General features: G+C 62.0%; 10 protein-coding genes. 6 read left to right on the top strand and 4 right to left on the bottom strand.

The genetic code is table 11. The features are described 5' to 3' along the window. Positions 1 to 13: 13 nt before the first annotated feature. Positions 14 to 586: a hypothetical protein gene (locus I5L79_RS06260; protein WP_196954175.1), complete on the bottom strand. Its 573-nt coding sequence runs from the start codon at positions 584 to 586 to the stop codon at positions 14 to 16. Between the two features lie 155 nt (positions 587 to 741). Here I5L79_RS06260 and I5L79_RS06255 point away from each other — a divergent pair, with 155 nt between their 5' ends. Next, positions 742 to 1,689 (top strand): 3-oxoacyl-ACP synthase III family protein, encoded by a 948-nt coding sequence (locus I5L79_RS06255; protein ID WP_196954174.1) that lies wholly within the window; start codon positions 742 to 744, stop codon positions 1,687 to 1,689. Between the two features lie 3 nt (positions 1,690 to 1,692). On the opposite strand, the gene I5L79_RS06250 is transcribed toward I5L79_RS06255, so the two are convergent. Then, positions 1,693 to 3,804, bottom strand: coding sequence for a matrixin family metalloprotease (locus I5L79_RS06250; protein WP_196954173.1), 2,112 nt, complete (start codon positions 3,802 to 3,804; stop codon positions 1,693 to 1,695). Positions 3,805 to 3,894: 90 nt separating this feature from the next. Continuing rightward, entirely contained in the window at positions 3,895 to 4,803 is a 909-nt protein-coding gene (locus I5L79_RS06245; RefSeq protein WP_196954172.1) for a DUF72 domain-containing protein, read from the bottom strand. A gap of 352 nt (positions 4,804 to 5,155) precedes the next feature. On the opposite strand from I5L79_RS06245, the gene I5L79_RS06240 reads away from it, so the two are divergent. The 3 genes from I5L79_RS06240 (at position 5,156) to I5L79_RS06230 (ending at position 9,081) form a co-directional block, all read left to right on the top strand. Then, positions 5,156 to 5,965, top strand: coding sequence for a septal ring lytic transglycosylase RlpA family protein (locus I5L79_RS06240; RefSeq protein ID WP_196954171.1), 810 nt, complete (start codon positions 5,156 to 5,158; stop codon positions 5,963 to 5,965). A gap of 205 nt (positions 5,966 to 6,170) precedes the next feature. Further along, a complete protein-coding gene (locus I5L79_RS06235) occupies positions 6,171 to 8,603 on the top strand; it encodes a penicillin acylase family protein (RefSeq protein WP_196954170.1) in 2,433 nt (810 codons plus the stop codon). Between the two features lie 91 nt (positions 8,604 to 8,694). After that, positions 8,695 to 9,081, top strand: a complete 387-nt coding sequence (locus tag I5L79_RS06230; protein WP_196954169.1) for a hypothetical protein — start codon at positions 8,695 to 8,697, stop codon at positions 9,079 to 9,081. Between the two features lie 91 nt (positions 9,082 to 9,172). Here I5L79_RS06230 and I5L79_RS06225 read toward each other — a convergent pair whose 3' ends face one another. Further along, positions 9,173 to 10,390, bottom strand: a complete 1,218-nt coding sequence (locus tag I5L79_RS06225) for an alpha/beta hydrolase family protein (protein WP_317191360.1) — start codon at positions 10,388 to 10,390, stop codon at positions 9,173 to 9,175. A gap of 262 nt (positions 10,391 to 10,652) precedes the next feature. On the opposite strand from I5L79_RS06225, the gene I5L79_RS06220 reads away from it, so the two are divergent. Both I5L79_RS06220 and I5L79_RS06215 read left to right on the top strand, forming a co-directional pair. Continuing rightward, on the top strand, positions 10,653 to 11,066 hold the full coding sequence (locus I5L79_RS06220; protein ID WP_196954168.1) for a BlaI/MecI/CopY family transcriptional regulator: 414 nt from the start codon (positions 10,653 to 10,655) through the stop codon (positions 11,064 to 11,066). Next, positions 11,023 to 12,420 (top strand): energy transducer TonB, encoded by a 1,398-nt coding sequence (locus I5L79_RS06215; RefSeq protein ID WP_196954167.1) that lies wholly within the window; start codon positions 11,023 to 11,025, stop codon positions 12,418 to 12,420. The genes I5L79_RS06220 and I5L79_RS06215 overlap by 44 nt, the downstream gene beginning before the upstream one ends. Positions 12,421 to 12,594 lie beyond the last annotated feature (174 nt).

Below are 12,594 nucleotides of genomic sequence, written 5' to 3'. Positions count from 1 at the left end.
CACCCTGCCCCGCTTACAGGCCAAAGATGCCGCTGCCTTTCTGTTTGGCTTTGCCTTCTTTACTCTTCGACTTTTTCTTGTCCTTGTCGGAGCCGAAGATGCCGAACAGGCCGCTGGACTTATCCTGGATGATGACGTAGCGCAGCGAAAAGCCCACCGGGAACCGCGCCCAGTCTTCACCCCCAAACTCCACGCTGGGCTTGAAATCGGCCGAGAGCAGCAGGCGCGTGAAGGCCACTTTATACTCTACGCCAATAATTCCGTCGAACCCGCCAAAGCCGCCGTTGTCTTTGTGCGTGCCCAGGTGGCCGCCGGCGCCCAGGTAGTAGTTGAGGCTGGGCCCTAGCACCGGAAAGTGCCGCTCGGCCAGCACCGTAGCCGACAGCTCGCGGCTGCTGGCCAGGGCAATACCTTCGAGGGTGGCCTTTTCCAGGATTTTTTGCTGCACCGTGAGGCCCAGGCTGCCGCTGCTGTAGCGGATGCCGCCGGCAGTGCGGTATTTCTGGGCCTGCGCCCTCTGTGGAGCCAGCAGCCAAACCAAGACAAGAACGGCCCCCAGGCGACCTACCAAGCGAATCAAATTCATAACAACGACTATCAGAGGAAAGACGGAACCCAAATGGCCGCGTACCGTTGAACGACTGCGGCGCGTGCAAAGTACGCGCCACTTGTTGGATTTAGCCAATATGTTCGGTAGAGCCCGTACCTTGCGGCCCGCTTCTCACCTCCCCGTTTTCTTCCGTGTATCTTCACCATCTGGCCTATTATCTACCCACGCAGGTAGTTACCAACGAACATTTTACCCAGCTCAACGGCCTGTCGCACGAGTGGATTATGGAGCGCACCGGCATTCGGGAGCGGCGCAAAGCCGGGCCGGGCGAGAACACCAACACCATGGCCATTGAGGCCACCCGCCGCACGCTGGCCGAAGCTCCTGCCTTCCCGGCCGAGCAGATAGACCTCATCGTAGGCGCCACCTACACGCCCCACGACACCATTGTGACGCTGGCCCACGCCGTGCAGCACGCCATCGACGTGGCCGATATTCAGGTGGTGAGCATTTCCTCGGCCTGCTCCTCGCTGCTGAACGCGGTGGAAATCGTGGAAGGCTACTTTGCCATGGGCAAGGCCACTCGGGCGCTGGTGGTGGTATCGGAGCACAACACGGCCTACAACAACGAGGAGGATACCATGGCGGGCCACCTTTGGGGCGACGGCGCAGCCACGCTCCTTATTTCCAAAGAGCGCCTGCACGAAAACGACCTGCGCATTGTGGATGTGAAAACCGGCGGCGCGGCTACCATGGGCAAGGCTACTATCAGTGTGACACTGAAGCCGGTGGAGCGGGGGCTGATTATGCCACACGGCCGCGACGTATTCACGCACGCCTGCCAGTACATGGCCCGGGTTACCCGGGAAATCGTGGAGCGCAACGGCCTCACCGTTTCCGACATCAACTACCTGATTCCGCACCAGGCCAACCAGCGCATCACCAACAACGTGCTGCAAAATCTGGAGCTGCCCGAAGCCTGCGCCGTGTCCAACATCGAGCGGCTCGGCAACACGGGCTGCGCCGGCGCCGCTATTGGCCTGGCCGACACCCTGCCCCAGCTGACGCCCGGCCAACGGGTGGTTGTTACGGTATTTGGGGGCGGCTACTCGTTTGGCGCCATGCTGCTGGAAAGGTAGGCGCTACGGCCCTAGCAGCACCAGCGGCACTGCGCCCCGGTGCCCGACCTGATCATCCCAGCGCACCAGGTACCAGCCACTGCGCAGGCCCGGCGGCAACTGCAGGGGCAGCACGTTGTAGCCCGCCTGCAGCAGCGTGGCCTGCACGCTTAGTTTGCGCCCGGTCGCATCATACAGCCGCAGCACCAGCGTCGCCCCCTTGTCGGCCAGAATCTGGACCTGTAGCGTGATGCCGGCACTAACCGGATTCGGGTACAGTTTCAGCTGATTTACGGCCACGGAACCATCGGTTACCAGTTGGGGGCCGGTATAGTCCGTTTCGCCGGAAGGCCGTACTAGCCCGATGCGGTAATACACCAGCCCGCCGGGGGCCTGCGCATCAAGCAGCTGATAAGTAGGGCCACCCGTGGAAGCCACGCGGCCCAGGCCAATCCAGTTGGTGGTATCGGCGCTGCGCTCCACCACAAATTCCTGCACAAAGCACTCATCAGTTGTCGTCCAGGCCACGTTCACCTGGCCGGCCGTAATGGTTTCGGGGGCTACCGTTACCAGCGGAGCGGGTAGCATGGGCCGGGCACTACACCCGAGGCTGCGGAAGCTCCGGGAGCGAAGCACAAAGCGCCCCCCGGCCACCTCACTCGCGGGGTTCAGCTCCCGGCTGACTTGCCGTGCCCCAATGGCGTAGTGCATGATGGCGCCCGGCAGAATAAGGTGCGAAAGCTGCTGGGCGTGGCCCAGCTCGTGCACCACCACCGACTCGAAATCGAACTGGTTGCCCGTGGGCGCAGCTGGCCCGAACTGCCAGCTCTGCGCGTCGTCGAACACCATATCAATTTCCTTGACGGTAAAGACCACGCTACCATTGGGGCGGCGGCAACCCTCGTAGTAGCTGGTGGTGCGGCCCAGCACGCGGGCCGGCAGCTGGTTTTCGTTGTCGAAGCCCAGGCTGTTGGCATCATCTTCGTCGGCTACTTTGCCGGTACGCTGGGTTCCCAGCTCCCAGTTTACGCCCGTCTGGCAGCGCCAGGTGGTGAGGGCGCGCCGGAAGGCATCGGCCGCCCCTGCTCGACTGGTAAAGTTGGCCACCGGCTGAAAAGTATAGCCGCCCCGGTCGTTGTCGTTGATGTGGTTGGGCCGCACGATTTCGTTGGTACTGGCTTGCACGGTGCTCACGGCATACACCACCGTCAGTGTCTCGGCACTTAGCGCCTCTTCCTGAGTGTTGCTCACCACTTTCACCGGCCCGCTGCCGGCGGTGTTTTTTTCGAGGCTGAACGAAGGCACCTTCACCCGAATCTGCGTATCGGTCCAGCTCACGTAGTCCGAATCCTGAGGCTTCACTTCGGTTTTGCCGCCGTCGTCGGCATTTTTGAACGCGACGTAGCCGCTGCCCCGAGTGCCACCAAAGCCACTGCCGCTGATGGTGAGCACCGCACCGGTACCTGCCGTAATGCTCAGGGGGCTGAGCGTGGCCACTACGGCCTGCCCCTGCCGGGCCTGGCGGACTGTCCGGCTCAGTGAAGTGTTCAGCACTAGATTGGCCTGTAACTCGCGTGCCCGACCATTACCTGCCTGTGCCTGCACCTGTGCATAAAAATCAGGGCTGATGCGGCCGTACTGCCGGAAAGTTTCGGTGGCCGTGCCTTCGGCCAGGCTGTAGCGAATAACGCCCTGCTCACTGCCATACGCCATCCAGCTACCGGATGCACCAGTACCGGGCAGCGACGAAGCGGCCAGGAAGAATACGCCCTGCTCGCCGGGCGTAAGGCGCAGCGTATTGGTAAGAATCTGTTGGTTTAGGCCCACCGTGCCACCTTCCGTCAGCACCGTAATGGTAGCCCCCACAGCTCCCTTCCATACCTTATATATACGTAGCCGATGGGCGGTGTAAATGCGACGGTGACGGGCATCCCAGAACCCGTGTGCGTCCAGCACTTCCCCTTCCACAATAAGGCTGGCCTGGGCGGCGCGCACAGCCGGGTCAAGCGGGATCAGCAGGCAATGCGCTTCGGAAATACCGGGTGCAACCTGTGCCGGCTGGGCCCGGGCGACGGGCCCACAGGTAAGCGCGCATAGTACGGCGGCCAACAGCCGCGAGAGGAAACGTCGGAGCATACACAGTCAGGAAAGGCGGAGGCGGGCAGGTTCGGTTTCCATACGCAGCACAGCCCGGACCAGTCGCCGGGCACGGACTATTTATTTCCGCTAAAACAAGCTACCCTGGACCGGCTGCGGAATGATGCACGGCGGTTCCAGCGCCAGGCCGGTGCGGGCAGTGAGTTGCGCCATGAAGTGCTGCGTCCAGAGCGGGGAGTGCATAATATCTTTCTGGTGCACGAAGAAGTACACCGTTTGCAGCCCCGCAGCCAGCCAGTCGGCTATGCGGGCGGCCCAGTCGTCGGCGCGGCGGTAGTCGCTCGGCACCAGGCCGTGGCCGTTGAAGCGCACCAGGGCTGTAGCTGTTGTCAGCCGCATGTGCAGCACGTCGCGGCGGCCGGCCACATCCGTTAGTACCAGCGTTTTGCCCAGGGCTTCCAGCATTTCAAACACAGCTTCGCGCAGACCGGCATCGGTGTACCAGCCGGGGTGGCGCAGCTCCACGGCCAGGGGCACGGTCGCCGGGAAATCGAGCAGGTAGCGCTCCAGCCGGGGCAGGCTTTCGGGCCCGAAAGTGGGCGGCAGCTGCAGAAACGCCGTCCCCAGGTTTGGGCCCAGCTCCTCAATAGCCCGGCAGAACGTGAGCGTCAGGTCGTCGGCGTTGTAGAGCTGCCGCTCGTGGCTGATGCTCTGGGGCAGCTTGGGGCAAAACCGAAAGTGGGCCGGAACGGCAGCCTTCCACTTGCGCACGGTGGGCGCATCAGGAATGCGGTAGTGCGTGGTATTCAGCTCGATGCTGTTGAACTGCCGGGCGTAGTAGCTCAGCAACTCGGCGTCTTTGATACCCGCCGGGAAGTAGCTGCCCAGCCAGGCTTTGTTGGTCCAGATGGGGCAGCCTACGAAGATGACCGGTGGTTGTGGGGCGCCCGCGCGGGCCAGGGTTGCGGCCGTGCCGGGGTGGTCCGGCGGCAGGCGAAAGTCAACGTAGCGCAGGTCGGAGAGGCGGCCAAAATCCATGCGGCAACTTACGGCAAAAACCGCTGTCCGGCTGACCTTACTCCCATAGCCATTTTTTCGGACCTGTGCAACCAACCGTTTCAACTAGCCGGCTGCCAAATGACAAAATTTTTTAACCGTCGGATTATCTTATTTATACGTGCTCCGGCCAGTGGCCCCTATATAATGCAAAAAAACGCGCTACCCAATCCAAAGCGCTATTTTATTTGCTCGACAGTACATATATTTTGTGCAAATATTCTATAAAAAGGACAAAAAACCACCCTATACCAGGTTCGCTGATTTGGGCGTTGCCAAAAGCTTTTGCACACTGCCAGTAGTTTTGTCCCGCTCACCAACGCAACGAACACCTATGAAGTTTCTTTACCGAATGGATGTCTCGGCCTTGATGATAGCGCTGATTCTAGTGCTACTCTCAGCTCCGACGACCGGGGCCTGGGCCCGCACCAGCACCGCAGAAGAAGTTCCGGCCAAGAAAGCTACCCGCAAAACCGTGCTCAAGGGCCGCGCCTCTTGGTACGGCCGGGAGCACCAGGGCCACCGCACCAGCAACGGGGAGCGGTTCGACCGGAACAAGTACACCTGCGCCCACAAAACCCTGCCATTCGGGACCCGGCTGCGCGTCACCAATCCTCAAACCGGTAAAGCCGTCGTCGTGCGCGTTTCGGACCGCGGACCCTTCCGTCACCAGCGCATTCTGGACCTTTCCGAAATTGCGGCCCGTCCGCTGGGCATCGTTACGCACGGGGCCGTATCAGTCGTAGCCGAAGTAGTATCGCCGGAGACGCCCCTGGGGCCCACTGATGCCCCCGCCGACCTGGCCGAGTTGGCTGCCGACTCCACCATCACCAGTCTGGTTACTATTATTGAGCCCGGCGCTACCGAAGCCGCCGACGTGGTGAAAGTAGCTGAGCCGGCGCCTACCTTTATTGTACAGGCCGGCACCTTCGGCGACGTGCGCAACGCCCAGGCCGTGCAAAGCAAGATTCTGGCCCTTGACAACAAGCTGAGTGTGCGCGTGGCCACCAATCTGCAAGAAGGCAAGCCCCTGAACCGCGTGATTGTGGAAGGCCTCGCCGACCGCGCCGCCGCCGAAACCGTGCAGAAGCGCCTCCAGCAGTGGGGCATTGCCGGACTCGTCCGTCAGAAAGAGAACTTATAAGTAGCCTGCGCTACGCTAATTGAAAGCCCGCCGGACGCCTGGTCGTTCGGCGGGCTTTTTGGTGCCTGTGATTTCGGACGACGCCCGGAGAGCGGACAGGTTTTAGCGCATCGAACTCCGCACCGGAACCGGCAGGCGCGAGCAGTGTTTGCGTGGGGCGTTTTTTTATCGGATGTTCAGGGCGGGCTTTTCCCACTTACTGCCTATGCTACTCTACATCCGGGCGCTGCTGCTATTGGCTCTGACGGGCGCCCTGACCTGGGTGCTCAATACCCAACAGGGCACTGTGCCCCCAATGGGCAAGTTCCTGAGCCCTTACCAGGGTTTCTGGCGCAACGGCGAGGCCGACGACGATTTCCCCACCGCCCAGACGCTGTCGCTGCCCGGCCTGCAGCAACCGGTGCAGGTGCGCTTCGATGACCGGCACGTGCCCCACGTATTCGCCCAAAACGACCACGACCTGTACTACGCCCAGGGTTACCTCACGGCCCGGGACCGGCTCTGGCAGATGGAGTTCCAGACCCACGTAGCGGCCGGCCGCCTGTCGGAGATTGTGGGGGACAGTCGCCTGGAAACCGACCGGTTTTTCCGGCGCATGGGTTTGAAGCACGGCGCCGAGCAGTCGTTGAAGGTGATGATGGCCGACCCCACTATTGGCCTGGTGATGCAGTCGTACTCCGACGGGGTGAATGCCTATATCCAGTCGCTCACGCCCCGCACCCTACCCTTCGAGTACAAGCTGCTGGACTACCAGCCCGAGCCCTGGGCCCCGTTGAAGTCGGCGCTGCTGCTCAAGTTCATGGCTTTCGACCTCAGCGGCCGCTCCGACGATTTGCGCATGTCGAACATCCTGGCCAAGTACGGGCCGGCGGTAGTAAAAGACCTGTTTCCCGATTATCCGCAACGCGAAGACCCCATTGTGCCAGTAGGCGCCCCCCGCGACTTTACGCCCGTGCCCGTGCCGGAGGTGCCCGCCGCGTTTCAGGCTGCACTGTCCAGTAAAGTGCCCCAAAACGAACCCGACGCGGAGCTGGGCTCGAACAACTTTGCGGTGAGCGGGGCGAAGTCGGCTACCGGATTCCCGATGCTCGCCAACGACCCACACCTGCAGCTTAACCTGCCCAGCATCTGGTACCAGATGCAGTTGGTAGCGCCAGGCGTGAACGTGTACGGCGTCACTATTCCAGGCGCACCCACCATCATCATCGGCTTCAACCAGCAGGTAGCCTGGGGCGTCACCAACGTAGGAGCCGATGTACTGGACTGGTACCAGTTGAAATTCCGGGATGCCTCGAAGCGCGAGTACTGGCACGACGGGCGCTGGAAGCCGGTGCGCCGGCAGCTGGAAACCTTTCACGTGCGGGGCCGCCCAGACCGGGTAGATACGGTACTCTACACGCATCATGGCCCCGTGGTGTACGATGAGGACGAGAAGCCTTTTCTGGCTGAAACGCCCATTCGGCACGCTCTGCGCTGGACGGCTCACGAAGGTGCCAACGAAGTGCTAACGTTCTACCGCCTCAACCGCGCCCGGAACTACCAGGACTATACCACCGCGCTGAGCACGTACGCCTCGCCGGCCCAGAACTTCATTTTCGCCAGTACCCAGCAGGATATTGCCATCTGGCCCAACGGCCGCTTTCCCTTGAAATGGCGCGACCAGGGCAAGTTCGTCCTCGATGGCACCGACCCGGCCTATGACTGGCACGGCTGGATTCCGCAGGCGCACAATCCTCACGTGAAGAACCCGGAGCGCGGCTTTGTGTCGTCGGCCAATCAGTTTTCGGCCGGGCCGGAGTATCCGTACTATATCGGGTGGGACTTTGCGCCCTGGGACCGGGGCCACCGCATTAACGAGCGGCTGATAACAATGACGAAGGTGACGCCCGACTCCCTGCGCCTGCTGCAAAATGACGACCTGGGCGTGAATGCCCGCACCGTACTACCGCGCCTGCTGCAGTTGGTGCAGCCCCGGCAGCTGCCCGCCGACCAGCGCCGGGTCTACGAAGAGCTGAGCCGCTGGAACTACCGCTACGCCGCCAATGCCATTGGCCCCAGCCTATTTGAGCTGTGGTACCCAAACCTGGTAAAGCGCATCTGGGACGACGAGTTTGGCTCGACGCCGGAGCAGCCTATGCGCTACCCCTCCCGCGACCGTACCACCACGCTCCTGCTGAAAGAACCCAACGCCCGCTGGATCGACGACCAGCGCACCCCCACCCGCGAAACCCTGGCCGAGTTGGCACAAAAGTCGTTGCAATGGGCAGCCGATTCGCTCACGCGCAAGTTTGGGCCGCTGGGGCCGGAGTGGCGCTGGGCCAACCAGAAAAGCACCGACATTCTGCACCTGGCCCAGCTGCCCGGTTTCGGCCGTATGGACATCGACTGCGGGGGCGGGGCGGGCATCGTGAATGCTACCTCCCAGCGCAACGGGCCTTCCTGGCGCATGGTGGTGGCGCTGGGGCCGCAGCCCCGGGCCTACGGGGTGTTTCCCGGCGGCGAGTCCGGCAACCCCGGCTCCCGCTTCTACGACGATATGATTGACACCTGGCGCGTAGGACAGCTTGACGAGCTGGTCTACCTCACCTCCCCCACCCAAAAGCACCGTCGCCTGCAAGCCGCCTGGACGCTGCAATAATCAGTTGCCAGTTGCGAGTTGCCAGTCCTGAGACGACCAACACCTTACAACTGGCAACAGACCACGGGCAACTCATAACTGACAACTAACTATGATGCTGTTTCTGCTGATTTTTCTGGGGGCCGTGGTGGCACAATTGGTGCTGCCTTGGTGGATTGTTGGCCCGGTGGCGTTTGTGCTCAGCTTCTGGCGAGGCCAAACGGGCGGACGAGCTTTTCTGGCGGGCTTCTCGGGTGTGGGGCTGAGCTGGCTGCTCCCAGCAGCGTGGTGGCAGGTGCATACGGGCAGTATTCTTAGCCAGCGGGTAGCCACGCTGCTGCCGCTGGGCGGCAATGGCTGGGTGCTGGCGCTGGTAGCCGCCGTGCTGGCCGGCTTGCTGGGTGGCCTGGCCGCGCTGGCCGGCGTGTGGCTGCGGCAGGCTTTCCGGCCGCGCCCGCCTCAGCCCGCTACCGCTGATGCATCAATGGCAGCCAAGTAGATTCCGTCTCAGAAAACTTAAATCAACAGCGGCCCACCTTTACAAGAGGCGGGCCGCTGTTGATTTAAGCGCTTGAAGGTTATGATGCCTACTAATAATACTGCGAAATGAAGGCGTAGGCTCCCAATGTGTAAGTGGCAGCAGAGGAGAAATGGTCGCCGCCCTGGATGGGGTGCAGTTCTACCTGAGTAGCTCCCTTAGCTTGCATCGCCTTGTAAGCATCTTCGGAGTTGAAGTAAGGAACGTAATCATCGGCAGTGCCGTGGAAAAGGGCTAGCGGGGCCTTAGGCTTCCAGTCGTAGATGTCGTTGGCCTGGAAGGCGCTCAGCAGGGGCTGATCGGTGCCGTTGAGTACGCCGGAGCGCAGCTGAGCAGTAAACAGCTGCTCGGGCAGCCGAGGCACGTCGCTGGAAGGATTGGCTTGCAGACGCGTGGCGTAAGGCTCTTTGAAATAGGCTGTCAGCGGGCGGTTCAGGCCATACACCTTGTTGTAGGTGGCCAGCACCCACACGTAGCTGCTCAGGAAATCAAGCGGCTGCTTCGACTGCAGAATGTAGCGGGCAAAGGCCGTTTTGTGGTAGGCGCCGGCGCCCGGTGCGCTGGCCGTTACGGTAAACTCGTTGGCGTATTTTTCTTCCAGCAACTTGTGCAGCGCCATCGTGGCAAAGCCGCCTTCGGAGTAGCCCAGCAGAAAGTTTTTCTGGTTGAGGGCCACTTTCTCTTTGGCGCAGAACTCGCGGGCAGCTCGCAGCATGTCGGCCGAGGCGGAAGCCAGGGAAGCGGCATGCTCGTAGGGGTGCGCCAGCGCCTTGGAGGCGCCGTAGCCAATGTAGTCGGGGGCCGAAACGATGTAGCCGTTGGAGGCCAGCACCGATACTGCCGACCAGATTTCGCTGCGGGAGCTGTAGTAGGAAGGCGCGCGGCTTTCGTCGGCGGGCGAGATGGTACCGTGCTGGTAGCTAAGCAGCGGCAGGGCCTGGGCCACCGTAGGCACCAGCAGCGCCCCCGAGGCCGTTACTTCCTGGCCATCGGTGCCCAGGGTGCGGTACGTAAGCCGGTACACTTTGATCGGATACTTAGCCAGCGCGCCCACGAAGGGAATTTCGGCCACCCGGGCCGCCACGGCGCTATTGGTGTACTCACCGATGAAAGTACTGGTGAGCAGGACGCCGGGCGCAGCCGGAGCTTCCGGCGTGGTCGTTGGCGCAACGGACTCGGACTTGCAGCCCGCACCGGGCAGCACAAGCAGCGCCGCCCACAGCGCCCACGTCAGGCGCAGCAAACGAAAATGAGAGGAAGTTCTGGGCACGTACTCGCTGATTCAGGTGAAGGATGTGGTTACAACAGTGCCGGCGCTGAAAAGGCTCCCTGTTGCCATACTCTTACCCATCAATCCTTTAGCCTAAATATTAGGCACTATCCTGTGGTAGAGGCGACACGTGGCGAAGGTGTTCCGTCTGCGCCAGCCATAATGGCGCGGTAGATTTTTGAGTGTTTTCCAAAAAATAACTATGTAATTAGTTGTTAAACTAAATACATAGTTATACATTGGGGTATTGATTCAGAAAGCTATGGAAAACCTTCCCGAACTAACGCGCGCCGAGGAACAGGTGATGCAGGTGCTGTGGCGCCTGGGCCCGGCCTTTGTGAAAGACGTGCTGCCCGAGCTGCCCGCTCCTACTCCAGCCTACACCACGGTATCTACCATCATCCGCATTCTGGAGCAGAAAGGCTACGTGGGCCACGAGGCCTTCGGGCGCACCCACCGCTACCACGCGCTGGTAGCGCAGGACGCCTACCGCCGCTTTTCGCTGGGCAAGCTGCTGGGCGGCTACTTCAACGGCTCCTTCACGCGACTGGTGTCCTTTTTCGCCAAAGAGGAAAACCTGGACGCTGCCCAACTCGACGAACTGCTCCGCCACGCCCAAAACGCCCCCACCGATGAGCCCGACTCTACTCCTGACGAGCCTGCCCGGCCCGCTTAGCTGGCTGCTGCAAACTACCGTGCTGCTTACAGCCGGCTGGCTGTTTTACCGCACGGCGCTGCGGCCGGAGCGTTTTTTCCACTTCAACCGCCGCTTCCTGCTGCTCACGCCCTGGCTGGCAATGCTGCTGCCGGTGCTGCTCGGCTTTGCCGGGCCATTGCTGCGCAGCTGGCTGCCCCCCGAGGCAAGCTCCGGCCGTTGGCTGACCAGCAGCTGGCTTCCTGACGTGACGGTGCAGGCCGAAGCCACGCCCGCTTCCGCCCTGTTATCCGGAGGCCAGTGGCTGCTGGGGCTGTACGCCGCAGGGGTCGGGCTGCTGCTGGGCCGGCTGAGCTGGCAGCTGCTACGGCTGTGGCGCACCACCCGCCACTGGCCCCGCGAGCCGGCCGCCGGCTACACGCTGGTGTATACGGGTGGCCGGCGGCCGGTCAGCTCGTTTGGGAAGCTGGTGTTTTGGGATGAAACTGCCAACCTTTCGGCCGTTGAAAGCCAGGCCGTGCTGGCCCACGAGGTAGCCCACGTGCGCCAGGGCCACACCTACGAGCGGCTAGCGCTGGAAACGGCCCGGGCCCTGCTGTGGCCCATTCCGCTGGCGCACTGCTACCCTCGCGCCCTGGAGCTGACGCACGAGTTTCTGGCCGATGCCGCCGCCTTGCAAACCACGGCCCCGCTGGTGGCCGCCAGCTCCGAGTCGTACGCCACGCTGCTGGCCCGGCTGGCACTGCGCCAGCTGCACCCCAGCCTGCCCCTTAGTCATTCTTTCACCCATTCACTTACTCTTACCCGCATTCGTATGCTTGCTTCTACCACTCCCCGCCGCCGCTGGAAACAGTGGCTGCTTTTGCCGCTGAGCGCCCTCGTGCTACTGGCCCTCGGCTGCGAACAGGAATTTGACAACACGCCGCCCCCACCGCCACCACCGGCGCTGACTCCCGCTGCACCCGAAGCGCTGGCCCCACCTCCCCCGCCCCCGCCCGCTTTCACCTCCGCCGAGCAGATGCCCGAATACGAGGGCGGTCAGGCACAATTGCTGGCCGATATTGGTAAGGCTATAAAGTATCCTGCCGTAGCAAAAGCTGAAAAGCTGGCAGGCAAGGTGTTCGTGCGGTTTATTGTGGATGCCCGCGGTACACTGCAAGCAGCCGAAGTAACGAAGGGCATCGAACACACGGTGCAATATCCGGGCAGCAATGGTGAGCAGCAATCCACCCGCGTAATCACGCCCGGCGCCCAGGCGCTGAATGAGGCGGCGCTGAACGCGGTGCGTAGCTTGCCAGGCAAGTGGAAGCCGGGCCGGCAGGATGGCAAGGCAGTGGATGTTATGTTTACTATCCCGGTTTCCTTCGCCCTCTAGACTCCGGGCCAACAGCATGATAAAGCGGCCGCCTGCTCTGCTCAGGCGGCCGTTTCACGTAGAAACCGAACCCAATTAAAATCCGATTAAAGTTGGCCCCGAGGCTACTTCCGGCGGTTGCGGTTGGCGCTTTTCCCCGGAAAAGCTTCTACCTTCGGGGCTCCATTCGCCTTC

This window comes from Hymenobacter guriensis (assembly GCF_015773195.1).
In the GTDB taxonomy this organism is placed as follows: domain Bacteria; phylum Bacteroidota; class Bacteroidia; order Cytophagales; family Hymenobacteraceae; genus Hymenobacter; species Hymenobacter guriensis.
Note: the sequence above shows the minus strand (reverse complement) of the source record. Positions and strands in the feature narration are given on the sequence as shown.

Excerpts from the sequence above, each read along its gene's own strand:
- I5L79_RS06235 (WP_196954170.1), top strand. The coding sequence starts at position 6,171 with ATGCTACTCTACATCCGGGCGCTGCTGCTATTGGCTCTGACGGGCGCC.
- I5L79_RS06220 (WP_196954168.1), top strand. The coding sequence starts at position 10,653 with ATGGAAAACCTTCCCGAACTAACGCGCGCCGAGGAACAGGTGATGCAG.
- I5L79_RS06245 (WP_196954172.1), bottom strand. The coding sequence starts at position 4,803 with ATGGATTTTGGCCGCCTCTCCGACCTGCGCTACGTTGACTTTCGCCTG.
- I5L79_RS06240 (WP_196954171.1), top strand. The coding sequence starts at position 5,156 with ATGAAGTTTCTTTACCGAATGGATGTCTCGGCCTTGATGATAGCGCTG.
- I5L79_RS06230 (WP_196954169.1), top strand. The coding sequence starts at position 8,695 with ATGATGCTGTTTCTGCTGATTTTTCTGGGGGCCGTGGTGGCACAATTG.
- I5L79_RS06215 (WP_196954167.1), top strand. The coding sequence starts at position 11,023 with ATGAGCCCGACTCTACTCCTGACGAGCCTGCCCGGCCCGCTTAGCTGG.
- I5L79_RS06260 (WP_196954175.1), bottom strand. The coding sequence starts at position 586 with ATGAATTTGATTCGCTTGGTAGGTCGCCTGGGGGCCGTTCTTGTCTTG.
- I5L79_RS06250 (WP_196954173.1), bottom strand. The coding sequence starts at position 3,804 with ATGCTCCGACGTTTCCTCTCGCGGCTGTTGGCCGCCGTACTATGCGCG.